The sequence below is a fragment of the Dactylosporangium sp. NPDC000244 genome (assembly GCF_040300725.1).
GTDB lineage: Bacteria > Actinomycetota > Actinomycetes > Mycobacteriales > Micromonosporaceae > Dactylosporangium.
The window spans coordinates 168,822-187,580 of record NZ_JBEPEH010000018.1; the positions used below are offsets into that span (position 1 = coordinate 168,822).

Sequence of the window (18,759 nt, forward strand, 5' to 3'; positions counted from 1 at the left end):
GGAGACCAGCCGCGGGCTCAGTGGGCGTAGCGGTCGCCGGCGTACTGCTCCAAGGCCTCCTTCACCAGTTCGTCGCCGAAGGCGCTGGTGCTCGTCAGGAAGAAGACGCTGTACGGGCGGGACCAGAAGCGCGCGGTGCCGTGGTCGCTGCCGAGCGCGGTGTTGCTCGCCGGCGTGCAGACCAGCCAGCGGCTGCCGCGGTACGGCCGGATGTACACCGTCGCCATCAGCGACCACGGGAACGTCGTGTCGTGGCCGCCCTTCGTCACCGTGATCCCCGTCGCGTCGATCCTGATCGGGCGGGTGTCCCGAGCGCTCACCGCCCACTGGAACAGCTTCCACGCCAGGCCCGCGCCGCCGCCCAGGATCAGCAGCCAGCTCAGCAGCGTGAACAGGATGCCGTCGAAGAGGCCCAGGACGATGCCGGCCACGAAGACCGCCGCGAAGCGGACCGTCGCCCGGCCGTGGTGGCGGTACGGGTTCGGGATCAGCTTGCGCTTGTCCTGCTGCGGCGTGCCGTAGGGCGCAGGAGCCTGGGAAGCCGGCTGCGGGATGCCGTAGGGCGGTGGGGCCGGCTGCTGCGGCATCTTCACCGTGACCGACTCACGCCGGGTCGGCGGCGTGACCGGCGGCGGCCCGGCCACGACCGGCTCCCGCAGCGTCCCACCATCCTGCGCGGGAGCATCGAACGGATGACCCACGGTGTCACCCCGCCACGGGGCGAGCGTGGGCGGAGCGGAGACGGGCACGCCGACCGGAGCCGCGGGCAGCGGCGCCGTCCGGGCCCGGGGCGGGGGCTCGTTCGCCCGCATCGCGAGGTACCGCAGCGCCCCCTCGGCCACGACGAGCTCCGGGTGCTCCACCCGGCGCGGCGAGCGGCCCGTCGCCTGGCCCAGCAGCGTCCCGACGAGCGGGGTGCGGGTCGCGCCGCCGACGAGGAACAGCTCGGCGCGGTCGTCCCGGCCGATCTTCGCGCGGCGCAGCACCTGCTCGGTCATCGCGACCGTGCGCTGCAGCAGCGCCCGGGCGTCGCGCTCGAAGTCGCCGCGGGTCACCGACACGTCCTCGTCGACGAGGGGCACCTGCACGCGCGCGACGCGCTCGGTGCTGAGCCGCTCCTTCGCGCCGCGGCAGTCGTCCCACAGCAGCCGGGCCGACCACCGGTCCGGGCCCTCGGGCTCCATGAGCCGGGCCCACTCGTCGGGGTGGCGGTCGCCGACCGCGCGGCCCACGCGGCGCTGGACGACCTCGTCCAGGTCGAGGCCGCCCACGTCGTCGAGGCCGGCCTTGGCCAGCTGCTGGAACTCGCGGCCGGTGCGCAGCACGGTCGTCACGTCGCAGGTGCCGGCGCCGAGGTCGTACACGACGAGCGGGTCCCCGTCGGCGACCGTCGCGCCCGACGCGATGAGCTGGGCCGCGGCCGCCTCGGGCTCGCTGACCATCGTCGGCTGGTGCAGCCCGGCGTGCCCGGCCGCGGCGCGCAGCACGCCCTGGCGGTCGGCGGACCAGGCCGCCGGATGGGTCAGGATCACCGTCAGGACGTTGGTCCCGGCCAGGCGGACGGCCTCGGCGTACACCTGGGCCAGCGTCGCCCCGATCAGCTGCGCGATGTCGAACTCGTCGCCGCCGAGCAGCACCCGCTGCTCGCCGATGCGCCGCTTCGGGTTGGGCTCGTAGCGGCCGGGGTCGAGGCGGGCCGAGCGCACGGCGGCGTTGCCGGTGACGAGCGAGCGGTGCTCGTCGGCCCACACGGCGGAGGGCAGCAGCGGCCGGCCGTCGAACTGCAGCGCGAACGGGGCCTCGCCCGGCGGCTGCAGGTAGGCGACCGTGTTCGTGGTGCCGTAGTCGATGCTGAGCCGGAACTCGCTCACTTGGCTCCCCCCTGCATGGCGTAGATGACGACCGCGACGAGCGCCACCACGACGAGCGCGGCCCCGCCCACCATCAGCAGCAGGCGCGGCGGGACGCGCGGGGGCCGCTCGGCCGCGGGGACGGCCGCCGAGCGGGTCACGGTGCCGGACGGCGCGGCGCGCTGGCGAAGCGTCGTGCGCCGCTCGGCGAGCAGCAGCTCGGCGCGTTCCGGCCAGATGTCGCTGAGCCCGGCGGCGAGATAGAAGTCCCGCGCCGCGAGCTGGTCGACCCGCGCCTTGCCGACAAGGCCCGCCGGGAACCTGCGAAGGGCATAAGCCAGCGCCGGCGGTACCTCCGGAGCGTCCTCCCGCGCGAGGAACTTCAGCACGTCGTGCAGCTCGCGGCCCTGCTCGGCGCCGAGCCGCGGGCCGAACACGGCCAGCAGCAGCCGGTACCACCGGTCCTGCGCGACCGGCGCGTCGCCGGGCAGGAACGGGATGCAGTAGATGAGGAAGTCGGTGCGCTCCAGCGCGGTGTGGGCCTGGTCGACGGCCGCGGGGTCGAACCGGCGGCTCTCGGCGGCGCTGAGCAGCAGCTCGGTCATCTGCACGTCGGAGCCGGTGTGCCGGTTGGCCAGCTCGATGAGGTCGGCGAGCGCGATGCGGTCCATGAGCGCCCGGACGCCGGGCGACTGCAGCGCGGGCGGCACCCCGAAGGACGCGGCGAGCTGGGCCATCTCGACGATCGCGGCCGGGCTGGCGCTCGCGTTGCGGCCGTGGCCGGCCCAGGCGCGCAGGTGGGCGTCGACGAGCCCCGGGTCGAACGCGGAACGGCGCAGCGTCTCGCGCAGGGTCTTGCTGGCCCCGGCCCGCATCGCCCGCTGCACGACGTGCCTGGTGAGGACCTGGCTCGCGCCCGGGTGGCGGGCGGCGAGGGCCCCGCCGGGCTGCCAGGCCTGGTACGCCCCCGCGAGGTCCCCGTCGTTGAGCTTGGCCGCCTCGCCCTCGATCTGGCGCTGCCCGGCCTCGGTGCGCAGCAGCTCCAGGTGCTCGGGCGCGGCCCGGCCGGAGGTGGCCGCCTCCAGCAGCGTGGTCTGCAGGATGCGGCCGCCGACGAGCACGTCGCTCTGCCACTGCCGCACGTCCGCGGCGCCGGCGATGCTCCGCCCGCCGCGCAGCGGGGCGAGCTCGGCCGCACCGCCGCGGCGCCACATGTCGGCGAGCTGCTGGGCGAAGCCGTCGACCTGGCCACCGCCGGTGCCCGGGTACAGCCGCTCGCGGGTGGCCGCGTAGCCGCTGCCGCCGGTGACCGCGTCGAGGAAGACCAGCCGGGGCAGGTCCGGGTCGGTGTCGTCGTCCTCGTTGGCGGCGAAGGTCAGGTCGCGCACGTCGCCGAGCACGTCGACGAGGCCGCGCACGAGGGCCGTCGCGGGCGCGTCGGGCAGGACCACGGTGAGCGGGGCGGCCGGGTTGGCCAGCACCCGGTCGAGCAGCTCGTCGAAGACCGGGCCGGGGTCGGTGACGGGCTGGGCGTTGGCGGCGTCGGCGTGCTCGCGCAGGGTCGCGTAGGGCACGGCGCCGAGGCGGCCGGGCGGGTAGGCGCCCGGGTCGTTGCGCCCGGCCCAGTGCGGCCAGTGTTCGAGGCCGAGGGCGAGCTGCACGGTGACGAGCTCGGCCGGGCCGATGAGGGCGTGCGCGATCGCGGCGCCGGGGCGGTTCTTGTCGTCCCGGGCCGGCACCTTGTGCAGGATCACGCCGTGGCCCTCGACGCGCAGGTAGGCCAGCGACGGGCGCTCGTTGCGGCCGGAGGCGCGGGTGATGCGCAGGGCCAGCCGCTCGTCCCACCACGCGACGGCGGACTCGGGCAGCGAGGTGGCGTCGGGGCCGACGCCGTCGTTGCCGGCGGCCGCGGACCGGGCCCGCCAGCGGAACACGATCTGCTCGATGCGTCCCGTTGCCTGTGTCATCGGACTCCTCAGTTCCCGAGGATGGAACGGTCTAGGACGCCGGTCATGGCGAACAGGGACAGCAGCGGGCGCAGGACCCGGCGGGGGCCGAAGCCGTCGGCCGGGAAGTGCCCGTCGACGGGCGCGACCCCGGCCGCGGAGGCGTAGTGCAGGCTCACGTCGCTGACCCGGTTGACCGGCGGCAGGAAGCGCTCGGCGCCGTTGGTGGCGAGGAACTCGTACACCTCCTCGCTCTCCTCGGCGACCGTGTGCAGCCGCGTGTTGTCGTCGCGGCCCAGCCAGCGGGCCACCTCGGGCCGGCGCGCGGCGAGCAGGTCGGACTTGGCGAGCACCATCGCGGCCGGGATCGGCAGGAACTGGGTGCCGGACTCGCCCCGCACCTCGACCAGCCGGTCCATGACCGCGTTGAAGGCCGGGTCGCCGTAGACGGTCGCGGGCTCGCCGAGCGCGGCCGGCAGCGCCTTCTCCGGGTCGACCACGAAGATGAGCGCGTTGACGGCGGACAGGAACGACGTGTCGAGGAACCGGTCGCCGGAGCGGCGCCGGCGCAGCTGCTCGCCGGCCACGTCGAAGAACGCGACGGCGAAGTCGCGGCGGGCGTGGGCGCTGTACACCTTCGCCACATAGCTGAACGCGATCGGGCTGATCTGGGTCAGCGGCAGCTGCTCGCGCCGGTGGCAGAACGGCTCCACGTACCGGGTCATGTAGTTGTGCTCGATGGCCTCGTCGAGCCGCTCGACGCGCAGGCCGAGGTCGGCGAGCTCCAGGTTGTTGCGCAGCGCCTCGACCATCGCGGCCAGCAGCAGCGTCTTGCCGGCCGCGCGGTGCCCGACGAGGCCGATGACGATCGGGTCGCCGTAGTCGCCGTAGCGGTCCGGCAGGTAGTGGGTGGTGGCCATGCCGTCGCGCATGAGCGTGCAGGAGCGCTGGGCGCCCAGCCGTCGCTCGGCGAAGGCCTCCCTGGTCTCGTCGGCGCCGCGGGGGCGGAACGGCCGGTGCTGCTGGGTCTCCACGTCGACCTCGACCCGCTGCGCCTTGCTCCAGTGGATCCACTGCAGGCAGATCGGGCAGAGCACGCGGCCGAGCAGGCGGCTCGGGCTCGCGAGGTTCACTTGGACCCTCCCAGGTTCGTGGCGATCAGGATGATCAGCAGCAGGGGCACGCCCACGACGACGAGCGCGATGACGCCCATGATGATCCGGCTGCTCAACTCGTCGCGGCTGTACCACAGCACGTCGCCGAGGCCGCGGGCGAAGCGCCACGCGACCTGCTGGGGCGCCTCGCGCTGTTCGCGGTACTGCCGCTTCGCCGCCACCAGCCGCCGGAACTCGTCGCGGGCGGGGCTGAGCGGCACGGCGGCCCGGGCCACGGCGGGTGCGGCGGCCGCCGGCGCGGGGGAGTACTGCTGCGGGATCTTGATCGTCGCCGCGGTGGCGTCGGACGGGTCCGAGCTCTGCCAGACCGGCTCGTAGCGGGCCTCCTCGACCCGCCGCAGCAGCTCGTGGGTGTCGGGGCGGTCCCGCGGGTCGTCGGCGAAGACGCCCTCGAGCAGCGCCGACAGGGCCGAGCCGCCGCCCCGCCCGAGCTCCTCCCGCACGGCCGGGGCCGCGTCCGGCCCGCGCTGCAGGGCGATGCAGAACACGACCATCCCGGCCTGGTACACGTCGTGCGCCTCGGTCGCCAGCCGCAGCCCGTCCGGTCCAGGCGGCGGCTGCCACTGCGGGTCGAGGGCGGAGCGAGCCGGCTCGCCGACCGCGACCGTCTCGCCGAGGTTGACGAGCTGGGCGTGGATGCCGTCCCACAGCACGAACTCGGGCATGATCGCGCCGTGCGTGAGCCCGGCCTTGGCCAGGGTCTGGATCGCCACCAGCAGGTCGCCGAAGATCGTCAGCAGCGTCTCGGGCAGCGGCGCGCCGGGCTGCCCGGCCACGGGGACACCACGGTACGTGCTGGTGACGTACGGCTCCGGCCCGCTCAGGTCCGACTCGACGACCCGGCACAGCTGCGGCGGGTACGTGGTGCCGGGCAGCGCGTCGAGCTGCCGCCCGGCGTGGACCTCGGCGTGGACGAGCCGCTGGGCGTCGGGGTTGCGGGCGGTCCGGCGCAGCACGCGCTCGCCGGTGTCCGTCAGGCGGCCCCACTGCAGCTCGAACTGGTCCGTGAAGCGCCGGTCCGATTCGAACTCGATGTGCACCGTCATGTGGGCAGTCGCTCCCCGTCGTCGGCGTTGATGGCGAACAAGGTGTATCCGTTGTCGAGGTACAGCACCCCGCCGGCGACGACCGGCGCGCGGGTGACCACGATGTCCGGCGCGGACCAGCGCGGGGTGCCGTCATGGCGCGAGTAGGCGTGCAGCACGCCGGCGTCGACCACGTAGACCAGTGTCCGGGTCGCGTGCACGCCCGGCCACACGGCGACGCCCGGCACCTTCCAGCGGATCTCGCCGTCGGGGCCGAGCGCGGTGAGCCCGCCCGGCTCCGCCACGAAGACCGCGCCGGGGAACGCGTGCGGCACCCCGTCGCCGGGCCGCCGCCAGCGCAGCGCCCCGTCGGCCGGGTCGAGGCCGAGCAGCTCGCCGCCCGCGGGCTGCACCACGATCTCGGCGGTGGCGGCGGGCGCGAGGCGGGGCGGCAGGCCCGCGCGCCGCAAGCGCGGCACCCCGTCGTGGACACCGAGGCCGAGCAGCTCGTCGCCGGCCCGCACCAGCACCAGGTCCCCGGCGGCCGCCAGCGACCCGGCCGGCGCGGGCAGTTCGCCGTGGGACCAGCCGGTGCTGCCGTCGCCGCGCCGCTGCCAGACCATGCGCCCCTGGACAATGGCGACGCCGCCCGGCACCGGCACCGGGTGGACCGCCGAGGCCGCGGTGCGCCACACCTCGGCGCCGGTGGCGGCATCGACGGCGAAGAGGTTGCGCTTGCCCGGGCCGAGCACGTGGACCTGCCCGTGCGCGTAGACCGGCTCGCCGTGCGCCGCGACCGGGATCTGCCACCGCTGCGCCCCGGTGCGCACGTCGAGCGCGACGGTCCTCGTCTGCGCCGGGCTGATCAGCGTGTCGCCGGCGAAGACGGGACGGTACCCGGGGGTCGTGGGCTCGGGGTGCCGCCAGCGCACGCTGCCGTCGGCCGCCTCCAGCGCGTGGATGCCGTCGTCGGCGCTCACCACGACGGTGTCGCCGCTCGCCACGACCTCGCTGCGCGCCATGGCGTGACCGGCTCGCCACGGACGGTTGCGGCCCGGCCTGAGCAGCGCGTCCACGGCGGCCTGGCGCGCGTCGATCGCGGCCAGGACCGGCGCGGGCAGCCAGGGCCCGGCGGGCTCGGCGAGGCCGGCGGCGAGACGCTCGCGGACCTGCCGCGCCGTGGGCCGGTCCTCGGGCGCCGCCTCGAGGCATTTGCGCAGCGTCCAGGTCATGCCCGCGGGCACCCCGACGAGGTTGGGGGCGGAGTAGTGCACGGCGTAGAGGTATTCGGCCATGTTCCGGCCCTCGAAGGGCAGCCGCCCGGTCGCGGCGCGCACCAGCACCGCGGCGAGCGCGAACACGTCCGAGGCCGGCGTGCCCGCCTTGCCCGCGAACCGCTCGGGTGCGATATAGCCGACGGTACCGTGAAAATACTGCGACGCCGTGAGCCGGGCGGCATCGTCGGGCCGCGCGATCCCGAAGTCGATGATCCTGATCTGGTCGCGCAGGACGAGCACGTTGCTCGGCTTGAGGTCGCGGTGCACCACGCGCGCGTTGTGGATCGCGGCCAGCCCGCCGGCCAGCGCCGCGCCGAGCCGCCGGACGAGCTCCTCGGGCAGCGCCCCGGCGAGCTCCTCCACCTCCGCGAGGGTGATGCCGGGGAGGTACTCGGTCGCGAGCCACGGTGGCGCCCCGGCCGGATCGGCGTCGAGCAGCCGGGCGGTGTGCTCGGACTCGATCTTCGCGGCGAGCTCGACCTCGCGCCGGAACCGCTCGACGAGCTCGTCGTCGTAGCCGGCGCCGAGGTGCAGCGTCTTGACGGCGGCGGCCGCCCCGGCCGCGTCCCGGCCCAGGAAGACCTGGCCCATGCCGCCGGCACCGAGCCGCCCGAGCAACTGGTACGGCCCGAGGCGGCGCGGGTCCTCGCCCCGTAACGGGTCAACCACCGCTGCTCACGACGTCCATGGTGCCTGTCTGGCGCAACCCGCCCAGGCCGCACCCAGCGTGACGGCGCCGCCACGGAACGGACCGCTCATCGAACCGGTATGCCCGCTGCCGCCCCGAACCGCACCCGCCGCGAAGGTGAACCGGCGGTGTGGCGGGCCGCTACGGGTGGGCGATGGCGAGGCGGGTCAGCCACTCGGCGTCGCGGGACCCGTCGCTGAAGGCGACGTGGCCGGGACGGTGCTTCGCGCGGTACATGGCCTCGTCGGCCAGCTGGACGAGGCGCTCCGGGTCGATCGCCGTCTCCTGCGGGGACTCGACCACCGCCACGCCGATCGACGTCGCCACCGCGACCGTCTCGCCCGAGCACAGCTTGACCGGCTCGGCCACCGACTCCAGGATGCGCTCCAGCACCGGCGGGATGCGGTCCGCGGCGCCGATCATCTCCAGCAGGACCACGAACTCGTCGCCGCCGACCCGGGCCACGAAGTCGGTGCCGCGGACGGTGGCCGTCAGCCGGTGCGCGACCGCCACCAGCAGCTCGTCGCCCGCCGCGTGGCCGTAGCGGTCGTTCACCGGCTTGAAGCCGTTGAGGTCGAGGAACAGCACCGCCATCGGGCCGCCGCCGCGGTGGACCCGGCCCGCGGCGTCGTGGATGCGGTTGACCAGGCGGCGGCGGTTGGCCAGGCCGGTCAGGGCGTCGTGGGAGGCCGCGTGCTCCTGGAGGCGCTGCTCGGTGACGTCGCGGTTGACGTACACGAAGCCCGTCCCCAGCCCGTCGGGGCCGGTGAGCGTCGACACGGACGACAGGACGGTCAGCGGGGCGCCGTCGAAGCGCCGTTCGCGCAGCTCGCCGCTCCACCGGCCGAAGGCCGCCAGGTCCTCGAGGACCTCGCGGGGGCCGACCTCGACGCCGTCGTCGGTCGAGCACGTGGTGGCCAGCAGGGCGAAGAGGTCGCAGCCGATCGCCTCGCCGGCCGGGTAGCCGTACAGCCGCTCGGCGCCCGCGTTCCACGAGTCGATCACGTTGTCGGCGGTGCAGGAGATCACGGCGTCGGAGATGGCGTCGAGGAGGTGGGTCTGGCGCCGCGCGTCGTCGAGCAGGGCCAGCGCGGCGCCCAGGGCCCGGCCGTGCTCCAGCGCCGCCGAGGCCACGGCCGCGACGGCCCGCACGAACTCGGCCTCGCCGGGCGGCAGCTCCGCGTCGACGCAGACGGCGCCGACCGCGCGGCCGTGCAGCACGAGCGGCGCGGTGAAGACGCCGGACGCGCCCGGCTGCAGGGTCGCGGACACGGTGCGGTCCGGCAGTTCGGGGGCGAGCGCCGTCGTGAGGTACCGCAGCATGCGCTCCTCATCGGGTGCGGCGTCGAGCAGCCGCGCACCGATGCTCGCGACGACACCGAACCGGGACACGCGTCTTCCATCGGCACACGGCGGCCGGAGCTGAATCAATGTACGATGGCGCCATCATGGCGCCACGGGAGGACCGCGGGAGGACCTCGGATGCCGACCACGTTCGACACGGCCGGTCCGGTCGCGGTGAAGGTCGTCCTCGACACCGGCCGGGTGCGGGTGGTCGCGACCGAGCGCCCCGACGCGGCCGTCGCCGTGCTGCCGGCCGGGACGAGCGCGTCGGCGGTGAGCGCGGCCGAGCAGACGACGGTCGACCACGCCGCGGGCGCCCTCACGGTGAAGGCCCCGCACCGGGCGATCCTGCGCCCGGGCGGCGGCATCGACGTGCTCCTCGAGGTGCCGGCCGGGTCGAGCCTGGAGGTGCAGACCGTCCGGGCCGACATCAGCGCGCGGGGGCGGCTGGGCGACTGCCGGTTCGGTACCGTCTCCGGACCGATCCATCTCGAGCACGTCGGCGCGCTGAAGGTCTCCACGTCCGGCTCCGACGTCGTGGCGGGCCGCGTGGACGGGGTCGCCGACGTGCAGGGGGCGACGTCGAGCGTGCGGCTGCAGGACTGCGCCGCGGACGTCGAGGTGGCCACCGCGAACGGGGGCATCACGATCGTGCGCGCGGCGGGCAGCGTGAGCGCGAAGACCGCCAACGGCTCCATCCGGGTCGGCGAGGTGTCGCGCGGGAAGGTCCTGCTGAGCACCGCGCGCGGGTCGATCGAGGTGGGCATCGCCGCCGGCACGGCCGCGCTCGTCGACGCCCGCTCGACGCTCGGCAGCGTGCACAACCTGATGGCGGTGCGCAGCGGCCCGGAGGGGTTCGCCGAGCGCGCCGAGATCCACGCCCGGACGTGGTACGGCCAGATCACCCTCCAGCGCGCCATGCCCTGAGGGCGCGTAATTCGATTGCCGCGGCGCTGCCCGGGCGCGAGACTCGGGGGCATGACGTACTGACGGACCACCCCAGCCCCCTTCCTCCGTCCGTGCCGTCTCCTCGAAGGACCTCTCCTGTTGTCTGCCAGCGTTTCCCTGTTCGCGTCCGAACACAGCTGGATCGAGTCCGACGCCGTCGCGCAGTGCCACCAGGTCGCCGCGCTCGACGGCATGGTGCACGTGGCCGGGATGCCCGACCTGCACCCCGGCAAGGGCGCGCCGATCGGCGCCGCCATGCGCTCGTCCGTGCTGTACCCGTTCCTCGTCGGCTCCGACATCGGCTGCGGCATCGCCGTGTTCCCGATCGCGCTCAAGAAGCCGTCGCCGGAGCGGCTCGCGGCCCGCTTCCCGGACCTCGACGTGCCGCTCGCGCCCGACCCCGACGACCCCGCGTGGGCGTTCGCGTCGGGCGGGCGGGCGGTTCCGGCCGGGTACACCGAAAGCCTCGGCACCGTCGGCCGCGGCAACCACTTCGTCGAGCTCGCCCGCGTCCAGTCCGTCGAGGACACCGCGCACGCGCAGCGGCTCGGCCTCGACGGCGGCGACCTCGTGCTCATCGTGCACAGCGGGTCGCGCGGCCTCGGCGAGCGGATCCTGCGCGCGCACACCGAGGTGCTCGGCGCCGGCCCCGCGGCCGACCCGACCGCGTACCTCGCCGCGCACGACGACGCCGTGCGCTGGGGCTCGCTCAACCGGCGGCTGCTCGCGGCCCGGGTCGCGCTCGCGCTCGGCGCCGAGCCCACCGAGCCGGTCGTCGACCAGTGCCACAACCTCGTCGAGATCCGCGACGGGGACTACCTGCACCGCAAGGGCGCCGCGCCCGGCGACGGCCGCGACGTGCTCATCGCCGGCACCCGCGGCACCCCGTCCTACCTGGTGGCCGCGCACGCCGGGGCCGGCGCGGGCTGGTCGGTCGCGCACGGCGCCGGGCGCAAGATGTCCCGCGCCGACGCCCTGCGCCGCGGCCGGGCCAAGCACACCGTCGAGGAGCTGCGCCGCACGCCGGTCGGGTCCTACGTGGTCTGCGGCGACCGGCAGCTGCTGTTCGAGGAGGCGCCGACCGCGTACAAGCGCATCGAGCAGGTGATCGCCGACCTCGTCACGCACGAGCTGGCCACGCCGGTCGCGGTGACGGTGCCCATGGTCACCTACAAGACCGCGGAGCCGGAACCGGCTCGCCGGGACAAGCGGCGTTCCTGGACCAGATCATGACGGTGTACCTGATGTTGTCCGCCGGCCGCGGCCCGCTGGAGTGCTCGTGGGCCGTGGCCGAGCTGGCCGCGCGCCTGGAGTCCGACGCGGCCCGGCGGGCGGTGCGCGTGCGCCGCGCCGAGAGCGTGCCCGGCGAGCGGCCGGGCACGCTGCGCTCGGTGGTGCTGGAGCTGGACGGCCCCGCAGCGCAGGAGTGCGCGGCGGCGTGGACGGGCACGCTGTGCTGGCAGGCGTCCAGCCCGTACCGGCCGAATCACGGGCGCAAGAACTGGTACGTGATCGCCCAGCGCTGCTCGCTCGACGCCCCGAGCACCGCGTTCGACGAGTCCGACGTGGACGTGGTGCCCTGCCGCACCGGCGGCCCCGGCGGCCAGCACCGCAACAAGGTCAGCACCGCGGTGCGGGCCACCCACCGCCCGACCGGCACCGTGATCGTGGTCGACACCGAGCGCCAGTTCGGCCTGAACCGCCGCCTGGCCATGCGGCAGCTGCGCGAACGCCTCGAACGCGGCGACCGCGCCGCGGCCCAGGCCCTGACCACGGCCCGCTGGCACGTCCACGACGAGCTGATCCGCGGCGACCCGGTCCGCACCGAGCGCCCCTGAACCTCTGCCGTGGGCATGGAACGGGATGGAACGCCGTCAAGGGCATGAGACTCAAGACCGTCGTCCTGCGCACCCTGCTCGCGTCCGCGCTCGCCACCGGCGCCGCGGCCCTGATCGACGCGGGCGCGGCCCACGCCCGCCCGCTGCCGATCTCCGAGACCTGCCCGACCTGCGTCCGCAACCCCTAGCCACCGTCGAGGGGTGCGGGCGGTCACTCCTCGTCGAACTCCTCGTCGCCGCCCTCGATGTCGAGCAGCCCGAGGTGGACGCCGTCGACGTGGCGCAGGTAGCTGCCGTACGGCGGGGCGAGTTCGTCGGACCACGTCACCGCCGTCGTCTCGCCCGGGCGCAGCAGCGGTTCGCCCAGCGGCGGGGCGGCCGCGGCCACCGCGGCCCAGTCGAGCTCGAACGTCCCCCCGGAGCCGGGCGGCGTCGGCAGGCCGCCGGCGTCGATCGCGGCCAGCGCCGCGGCGGGGTCGGGGTGCAGCTCCAGGACGTGTGCGAAGACGCGCAGGGCGGTCATCGTCTCGTCGATGTCGCGGTGCACCCGGTTGAACAGGTCGCGCAGCTCGCCCCGGCGGCCGCCCGCGAGCAGCGCCGCCGCGGCCCGGTCCAGGCCCGGGTCGCCGGTGCGCAGCAGCGGGTGCAGGTCGGTGCCGGCGACGAGCTCGCCGGCCCGCACGGTCCACAGGTGCAGGATCGCGCCGTACCACAGCACGAGGTACGCCAGATGCTCCACGTCGTAACGGTCCTCGAACCCAGCCCGGAGCCGGTCGACGGTCAGCGCGCCCCGCAGGTCGCCCTGGCGGGCCCCGCCCGGGCTGACGGAGAACTCCAGGACGTAGCAGCTCGCGCGCACGAGGTCCGGCTCGGGTTCCACGACGCTATTTGATCAGACTAAACCCGGGGCGGTGACGGCCGATGATGCGAACATCCGCTGCATTCAGATAGGACGGCCACCGTGAGCTCCTCGCCGATCGAGGTGAACGTCCGGCGCAACGCGTTCGCCGGGTGGGTCGCCGACAGGCCCGTGAACGTCAAGAACCTCATCGGCGTGAGCGTGGTGGCCCTGGTCGCCATCGGCGTCGGCGTGCTGTCCATCGTGAGCATGGGGCGCATCAACGACCGGCTCGAGAACCTGCAGTCCGAGCACCTGGAGAGCGTGGCGCAGCTGGTGGTGATCCGGCAGGGCGTCGCCGAGAACTACCGGGCCCAGTCGCTGTTCGGCTGGGCGGCCTACGACCCGACGCTCGGCCCGCGCGCCCAGCAGGCCCGCAGCAACGGGGACACGCTCATCGACAACGCGCTGCAGGCGTACCGGAAGCTGACCGCCTCGTCCCCGCCCCGCGCCGCGGCCGTGGACACGTTCGCGACCGCCTGGGCCGGCTACGCGAACCTGCGCAACGTGGTGGTGTTCCAGGAGCAGCCCAAGGCCGGCACGACGGTCACGAGCGACGCGGCCGAGCGCACCAAGCTGTGGCAGAGCCTCGAGGCGCAGATGAACGACTCCCTGGCGCAGCTGCAGCAGCTGGAGAACACGGAGGCGTCGAACGAGGCGGCCGCGGCGCTGAACGCCTACCACACCTCGCGCAACTGGACGATCGGCTCGCTCGTCGCCGGGCTCGTCTTCGCCTTCGCGATCGTCGGGATCATCGGCCGGCGCATGAACCGCCAGCTGCACTCGGTCTCCGCCACGCTGCGGGCCGCGGCCGACGGCGATCTCACGAAGCGCGCCGACGTGCTCTCCCGCGACGAGCTCGGGGCCATGGCGGTGGCCGTGAACCAGGCGAATGAGGGCATCGGCCGTACCGTCGACACGCTCGCGACCGCCGCACGCACCCTGGGCGCGAGCACCCAGCGGCTCACCGGCGTCACCGCGCGCATCGGCGACAGCGCGCAGGCGGCCGCGTCCCGGGCCAACGTCGTCGCCGGCGACGCGGGCACCGTGTCGCACAACGTGCAGACCCTCGCCGCGGGCTCGCAGGAGATGGGCGCCTCGATCCGCGAGATCGCCCAGAACGCCAACGACGCCGCCCGGGTCGCCTCCGAGGCGGTGGGCGTGGCCGAGACGACCAACCAGACCGTGTCGAAGCTCGGGGACTCCAGCACCGAGATCGGCAACGTCGTCAAGGTGATCACCTCGATCGCCGAGCAGACGAACCTCCTCGCGCTCAACGCCACCATCGAGGCGGCCCGCGCGGGCGCGGCCGGCAAGGGCTTCGCGGTCGTCGCGAGCGAGGTGAAGGACCTGGCGCAGGAGACGGCCCGGGCGACCGAGGACATCTCCCGCCGCGTGGAGGCGATCCAGTCCGACACCGCCAACGCCGTCGACGCGATCGGCGAGATCAGCCGGATCATCGCGCGGATCAACGACTACCAGCTCACCATCGCCTCGGCGGTGGAGGAGCAGACGGCGACCACGGGCGAGATGAGCCGCAGCGTCGGCGACGCGGCGCACGGCGCGACGAACATCGCGGGCAACATCGCCGGCGTGGCCGAGGCGGCCCAGTCGACCACGTCGACACTGTCCGAAGTGGACCAGACGGTGGCCGAGCTGAACCGGGTCGCGAGCGATCTGCAGGCGGCGGTCGGCCGGTTCCGCGTCTGAGCCTCGGCCGGGCGCCATGGCCGGTTGCCTGGGGCCGGCCGCTCTGGTCGCGGGCCTGGTGCTGCTACTGCCCGGCACCGTCCTCACGACCGGCGACCTGGCCCTCAACCGCACTTTCCCGGCCGACGTCACGCCGCCCGCCCTGTGGGGCGGCTACCTGTTCTTCGGCGTCCGCCTGCTCAGCACCGCCGGCGTGCTCCTGCTCGCCGCCGCGCTGCCCCTGAGCCGCCTGCGCGCCCGCCGCTGAGGGCCGCGCCGGCCCGGGCTGCCACGAGAACGCCAGGCACCCGCCGACCACGCCCAGCAGCAGGCCGATCAGGAAGCCGCCGAGGTTGGACGTGATCCACGACGCGAGCGCCATGACGAGCGCGAGCACCGAGTAGAACGTGCGGTTGGCGGGGCTGCACCACAGCAGGACCCCGCACAGCAGCATGACGATCGGCACCAGGAACCCGGCGAGGCCCTGCACGCCCACGTGGACGACCACGGGCAGCGGGGCCTTCACCGTCAGGAAGATCCACACCGCGGAGGCGACGACGCACAGCCCGCCCCAGAAGGGCCGGGTGCGCCGCCACCGCCGGAAGGAGCGCCGGAAGCCCATCGTGACTCAGCAGCCGTCGCCGAAGCCCATGCGCAGGTTCGGCAGGTTGAACGTCGCGGCCGTGGTCGCGTAGTTGTTCTGCCGCAGATGCTTGATGCTCACCGTCTCGGCCTGCTGGCCGAAGATGCCGATCCCGCCGGTCGCGCCCGGCACCCGGGTCAGCGTGCTCGCGTCCTGGCCGATGTCGATCGACGTGAACGACGCGTCGCCGGTGATGAGGTCCGAGTCGACGATGAGCTTCGTGGCGGTGACGGGGTGCTCGGCGCTGCCCGCGGTCAGGCGCAGGTTGGTGCCGCCGAGGTTGATGCTCTGGCACAGGTTCGTGAGCTTCGCGTTGTCGACCGCGGACACGATGAGGATGAGCTGCCCGCCGGTGTCGCCCTCGTTCGGGCTGCCCGGCTCCATCTGGTCGAGCACCGCGTACTGCTCGAAGCCGGTGCCCTGCAGCTCGTCGGCGGTGACCACGAACGGCATGCCGGAGACCGAGAACGACGCCGCGATGACCCCCTGCCCGGTGAGCACGACGAGCCCGGTCGTGACCGCGGCGGATATGCCCATCATCAACGCGAACCGGCGCCAGCGGGTCTGGCCCAGCGGCTGCTCCTGCATGTCGGACATCGCGACTCCTCCCAGGTGGCGGCCCTGTGTACGGGGAAGTTACTCGCGGGTATCGATGGCGGTCAACCGGTACGGCGGAGATTTCACCAATTGAAAACTCTCGCGGTTTCTGACTCTGGATCAATAGATCTGCGCCAATGTGCTTGGGCATGTGGAAGCAATGTCTGGCCGGGGTGGTCGCGCTCGCGATCCTGCTGCCCGGCCCGCCGGCGGCCGCCGCCCGGCCGTCCGGCATCTACGCCGGGATGGACCAGTGCCCGCTGAGCGCGCCCGCCCTGCGCGATCCCGGCAACCTCCAGGTCGGCTGCGTCGTCTCGGTGACCCGCGGCGGCAGCTTCACCATCGGCTCCACCACCGTCGCGCTCACCTCGCCGATCACGCTGCAGTTCGGCGTGTACTGGCCGGCGAGCGCCCCCGTCGTCTCGTTCCCGGACGGGACCGAGGCCAACGTGTTCAGCACCGTGCCGCCGGCGAACGGCAAGGTGCTCACCTCGTCGCCGCTGCAGGTGCCCATCCCCGGGCTCGCGAACTTCCTGCCCGGCGTCACGAGCGTCTTCGCCCAGGTCGAGACGGCCGGCCCGATCACCGGGTTCGTCCCGCTGGCCATCGGCGAGCCGTACCCCGTGTTCAACCTGCCGATCCGCCTGCACCTGTACAACGCGCTGTTCGGGCTGCACTGCACCATCGGCCCGATCGCGCTGCGGCCGGTCATCACCGACCCCGGCACCGTCGACCTCGCGGCCGACCCCAACGGCTTCGACGCGTCCGTGGTCTCGTTCACCGGCGCCCGCCTCGCCGACGACGGCCTCGCCGTGCCCGTCGCCAGCGGCTGCGGGCTGGGCGGATCGCTCGACTGGATCATCAACGCCGTATTCGGGCTGCCGTCCGCCGCCGGGCACAACGCGGTCGTGTTCAGCCCCACGAACACCTCCCTGGCCGTCGACTCGAGCATCGACGACCTCACGAAGGCCATGTCATGAGGAGGCCACCATGCGCAAGACCCGCACGCGTCTGACCGCACTCTGCGCCGCGCTCGCGGCCGTGCTCGCCGCCGTGCTTGCCGCCATGCCCGCCTACGCCGACACCGTGAACGTGCTGACGTACGGCTCAGCCGGCGGTGCCAACGTCACCGACGGCGACGCGTTGACCGCCCCGATCAAGGCCGGCACGCTGGCCACCTTCTACGCGACGCCCGGCGGCACGAGCCTCATCAAGTGCGCCGACTCGGCCTTCGGCGCGACCGTGGTGTCCAACGTGGCCGCCGCGGGCACCGCGAAGGAGTCGCTGACGCTGCAGAGCTTCGGCACCTGCACCCCGGTGGGCATCCCGACCGTGTCGGGCGTGCAGTCGATCGTCGTGGACAACCTGCCGTACGCGACCACGGTGGACTCGGCCGGGGCCGTGCTCGTGACCGGCACGGCCACGGCCCCGATCCAGACCACGATCAAGCTGAAGTCCGCGCTGGGCACGGTGACGTGTGTGTACCGCGCGGACGCCGATCTCGTGTCGGGCGTGGCCTCGAACGCGGACCAGTCGATCACGTTCACGGATCAGAAGTTCAACCGGTTCTCGGGCCCGTCGGCGTGCTTCCCCAACGGCTACTTCACCGCGAGCTACGGCCCGGTCGCCGACACCTCGGTCACGGGTTCGCCTCTGGTGTACGTCAACTGACGCTTCGACTCGGACGCTGATCGCGGGGAGGCGCCTCAGATGAGCTTCTGGGCCTCCCACATCGCCATCAGCAGACCGAGGCCGCGCGTGTCGCCCTCGGCCGCGAGCCGGTTCGGCACGTACGTGAACGTGGTCCGCGCGTCGAGGTCCGCGAGGGCGATCGACCCGCCGAGGCCGCCCCAGTAGAGCGTGTTCGGGTTCGGCATCAACCCGCCGACGGCGAAGCCGAGCCCGAACCGCAGCGGCATCGACAGCACCAGGTCGGTGCCCTCGACCTGGACCTCGAGCGCCCGGCGGGCCCCGGCCTCGGACAGCAGGCGCCGGCCCCCCGCCTCGCCGCCGCACGCGAGCACGGCGAGGACGTTGGCGACCGCCCGCGCGTTGCCGGTGCCGTTGCCGGCCGGGATCTCCGCCGCGCGCCACGCCCGGCTGTTGGCGTCGTCCACCCGCAGGTCGGGGACGGCCGCGTTGGCCTGCAACGGCGTCGGGTCGGCGAACGGCATCGTGCTGCCGCCGACCGGCGGGACGAGCTCGGCCACGCGGGGCTCCTCGGACTCGGGCAGCCCGATGTGGAAGTCGGCCTTCAGTGGTACCGCCACCTCTTCGCGAAACAGCGTGCCCAGCGAGCGCCCGGTGATCCGGCGGAGGACCTCGCCGACGAGGAAGCCCTGGGTGATCACGTGGTAGCCGCTGGCCGTGCCCGGCGCCCAGAAGGGCTCCTGCGCGGCGAGCAGCCCCGTCATCTTGTCCCAGTCGTAGAGGTCCTCGACGGTGACCGGCTCGGCCCAGCCGGACAGGCCGGACGAGTGGCTCAGCAGGTGCGCGACGGTGACCGCGTCCTTGCCGGCGGCCGCGAACTCGGGCCAGTACCGCGACACCGGCGCGGTCACGTCGAGCTCCCCGCGGTCGGCGACCAGCAGCGCCGTCAGCGCCGTCATGGTCTTCGTGACCGAGTACACGTTGAGGATGGTGTCCCGTTCCCACAGGCGCGTCCGGGCCGCGTCGGCGTGCCCGCCCCACAGATCGACCACCGTTTCGCCGTCGACGGTGATGCACACCGACGCGCCGACCTCGGCATCGCTCGCAAGACCCTGTTCGAACACCGCGCCCACGGGCGCGAACCGCTCATCCACGAATCCCTGCACGCCGCGGAGTATCCGGCGGCGGGCC

Annotated in this window: 17 protein-coding genes; 7 read left to right on the top strand and 10 right to left on the bottom strand. The window is 74.1% G+C overall.

Features of this window, described 5'->3' with window-relative positions; genetic code table 11:
• Positions 1 to 17 precede the first annotated feature (17 nt).
• The 6 genes from ABT369_RS25985 to ABT369_RS26010 form a co-directional block, all read right to left on the bottom strand.
• The gene (locus tag ABT369_RS25985; RefSeq protein ID WP_350615669.1) at positions 18 to 1,871 is read right to left on the bottom strand and encodes an Hsp70 family protein; all 1,854 of its coding nucleotides are present in this window, start codon (positions 1,869 to 1,871) and stop codon (positions 18 to 20) included.
• Positions 1,868 to 3,817 (bottom strand): hypothetical protein, encoded by a 1,950-nt coding sequence (locus ABT369_RS25990; RefSeq protein WP_350615671.1) that lies wholly within the window; start codon positions 3,815 to 3,817, stop codon positions 1,868 to 1,870. Before ABT369_RS25990 ends, ABT369_RS25985 begins: the two co-directional genes overlap by 4 nt.
• Before the next feature lie 8 nt (positions 3,818 to 3,825).
• Positions 3,826 to 4,929 (bottom strand): hypothetical protein, encoded by a 1,104-nt coding sequence (locus ABT369_RS25995; protein WP_350615673.1) that lies wholly within the window; start codon positions 4,927 to 4,929, stop codon positions 3,826 to 3,828.
• Positions 4,926 to 6,017, bottom strand: a complete 1,092-nt coding sequence (locus tag ABT369_RS26000) for a hypothetical protein (protein WP_350615675.1) — start codon at positions 6,015 to 6,017, stop codon at positions 4,926 to 4,928. The genes ABT369_RS25995 and ABT369_RS26000 overlap by 4 nt, the downstream gene beginning before the upstream one ends.
• A complete protein-coding gene (locus ABT369_RS26005) occupies positions 6,014 to 7,942 on the bottom strand; it encodes a protein kinase domain-containing protein (protein ID WP_350615677.1) in 1,929 nt (642 codons plus the stop codon). The genes ABT369_RS26000 and ABT369_RS26005 overlap by 4 nt, the downstream gene beginning before the upstream one ends.
• A gap of 160 nt (positions 7,943 to 8,102) precedes the next feature.
• Positions 8,103 to 9,353 carry a diguanylate cyclase domain-containing protein gene (locus ABT369_RS26010; protein WP_350615678.1) on the bottom strand — a complete coding sequence of 417 codons (1,251 nt, stop codon included), beginning with the start codon at positions 9,351 to 9,353 and terminating at the stop codon, positions 8,103 to 8,105.
• Positions 9,354 to 9,443: 90 nt separating this feature from the next.
• Between ABT369_RS26010 and ABT369_RS26015 the strand changes: the two genes are divergently transcribed.
• The 4 genes from ABT369_RS26015 to ABT369_RS26030 all read left to right on the top strand — a co-directional run bounded on the left by ABT369_RS26015 (position 9,444) and on the right by ABT369_RS26030 (position 12,279).
• Entirely contained in the window at positions 9,444 to 10,232 is a 789-nt protein-coding gene (locus ABT369_RS26015; protein ID WP_350615679.1) for a DUF4097 family beta strand repeat-containing protein, read from the top strand.
• A gap of 120 nt (positions 10,233 to 10,352) precedes the next feature.
• On the top strand, positions 10,353 to 11,486 hold the full coding sequence (locus tag ABT369_RS26020) for an RNA ligase RtcB family protein (RefSeq protein WP_350615681.1): 1,134 nt from the start codon (positions 10,353 to 10,355) through the stop codon (positions 11,484 to 11,486).
• Positions 11,483 to 12,091, top strand: coding sequence for a peptide chain release factor H (gene prfH / locus ABT369_RS26025; protein ID WP_350615683.1), 609 nt, complete (start codon positions 11,483 to 11,485; stop codon positions 12,089 to 12,091). Before ABT369_RS26020 ends, prfH begins: the two co-directional genes overlap by 4 nt.
• Before the next feature lie 44 nt (positions 12,092 to 12,135).
• Positions 12,136 to 12,279 carry a hypothetical protein gene (locus ABT369_RS26030; RefSeq protein ID WP_350615685.1) on the top strand — a complete coding sequence of 48 codons (144 nt, stop codon included), beginning with the start codon at positions 12,136 to 12,138 and terminating at the stop codon, positions 12,277 to 12,279.
• Between the two features lie 23 nt (positions 12,280 to 12,302).
• Here ABT369_RS26030 and ABT369_RS26035 read toward each other — a convergent pair whose 3' ends face one another.
• On the bottom strand, positions 12,303 to 12,971 hold the full coding sequence (locus tag ABT369_RS26035; RefSeq protein ID WP_350615686.1) for a hypothetical protein: 669 nt from the start codon (positions 12,969 to 12,971) through the stop codon (positions 12,303 to 12,305).
• An 81-nt stretch (positions 12,972 to 13,052) separates the two neighbouring features.
• Between ABT369_RS26035 and ABT369_RS26040 the strand changes: the two genes are divergently transcribed.
• Entirely contained in the window at positions 13,053 to 14,699 is a 1,647-nt protein-coding gene (locus ABT369_RS26040) for a methyl-accepting chemotaxis protein (RefSeq protein WP_350615687.1), read from the top strand.
• Between the two features lie 64 nt (positions 14,700 to 14,763).
• Here ABT369_RS26040 and ABT369_RS26045 read toward each other — a convergent pair whose 3' ends face one another.
• Both ABT369_RS26045 and ABT369_RS26050 read right to left on the bottom strand, forming a co-directional pair.
• A complete protein-coding gene (locus ABT369_RS26045) occupies positions 14,764 to 15,300 on the bottom strand; it encodes a DUF6114 domain-containing protein (protein ID WP_350615688.1) in 537 nt (178 codons plus the stop codon).
• A gap of 6 nt (positions 15,301 to 15,306) precedes the next feature.
• Positions 15,307 to 15,918 (bottom strand): DUF6230 family protein, encoded by a 612-nt coding sequence (locus tag ABT369_RS26050; RefSeq protein ID WP_350615689.1) that lies wholly within the window; start codon positions 15,916 to 15,918, stop codon positions 15,307 to 15,309.
• A gap of 149 nt (positions 15,919 to 16,067) precedes the next feature.
• Here ABT369_RS26050 and ABT369_RS26055 point away from each other — a divergent pair, with 149 nt between their 5' ends.
• Together ABT369_RS26055 and ABT369_RS26060 are read left to right on the top strand one after the other, a co-directional pair.
• The gene (locus tag ABT369_RS26055) at positions 16,068 to 16,898 is read left to right on the top strand and encodes a hypothetical protein (protein WP_350615691.1); all 831 of its coding nucleotides are present in this window, start codon (positions 16,068 to 16,070) and stop codon (positions 16,896 to 16,898) included.
• Positions 16,899 to 16,908: 10 nt separating this feature from the next.
• Positions 16,909 to 17,589, top strand: coding sequence for a Tat pathway signal sequence domain protein (locus ABT369_RS26060; protein ID WP_350615693.1), 681 nt, complete (start codon positions 16,909 to 16,911; stop codon positions 17,587 to 17,589).
• Between the two features lie 35 nt (positions 17,590 to 17,624).
• Here ABT369_RS26060 and ABT369_RS26065 read toward each other — a convergent pair whose 3' ends face one another.
• A complete protein-coding gene (locus tag ABT369_RS26065; RefSeq protein ID WP_350615695.1) occupies positions 17,625 to 18,734 on the bottom strand; it encodes a serine hydrolase domain-containing protein in 1,110 nt (369 codons plus the stop codon).
• Positions 18,735 to 18,759 lie beyond the last annotated feature (25 nt).

What these genes read in the sequence shown, in the direction of transcription:
- ABT369_RS26045 (WP_350615688.1), bottom strand. Translation starts at nt 15,300, where the DNA reads ATGGGCTTCCGGCGCTCCTTCCGGCGGTGGCGGCGCACCCGGCCCTTC.
- ABT369_RS26015 (WP_350615679.1), top strand. Translation starts at nt 9,444, where the DNA reads ATGCCGACCACGTTCGACACGGCCGGTCCGGTCGCGGTGAAGGTCGTC.
- ABT369_RS26030 (WP_350615685.1), top strand. Translation starts at nt 12,136, where the DNA reads ATGAGACTCAAGACCGTCGTCCTGCGCACCCTGCTCGCGTCCGCGCTC.
- ABT369_RS25990 (WP_350615671.1), bottom strand. Translation starts at nt 3,817, where the DNA reads ATGACACAGGCAACGGGACGCATCGAGCAGATCGTGTTCCGCTGGCGG.
- ABT369_RS26050 (WP_350615689.1), bottom strand. Translation starts at nt 15,918, where the DNA reads ATGTCCGACATGCAGGAGCAGCCGCTGGGCCAGACCCGCTGGCGCCGG.
- ABT369_RS26000 (WP_350615675.1), bottom strand. Translation starts at nt 6,017, where the DNA reads ATGACGGTGCACATCGAGTTCGAATCGGACCGGCGCTTCACGGACCAG.
- prfH (WP_350615683.1), top strand. Translation starts at nt 11,483, where the DNA reads ATGACGGTGTACCTGATGTTGTCCGCCGGCCGCGGCCCGCTGGAGTGC.
- ABT369_RS26055 (WP_350615691.1), top strand. Translation starts at nt 16,068, where the DNA reads ATGTGGAAGCAATGTCTGGCCGGGGTGGTCGCGCTCGCGATCCTGCTG.
- ABT369_RS26060 (WP_350615693.1), top strand. Translation starts at nt 16,909, where the DNA reads ATGCGCAAGACCCGCACGCGTCTGACCGCACTCTGCGCCGCGCTCGCG.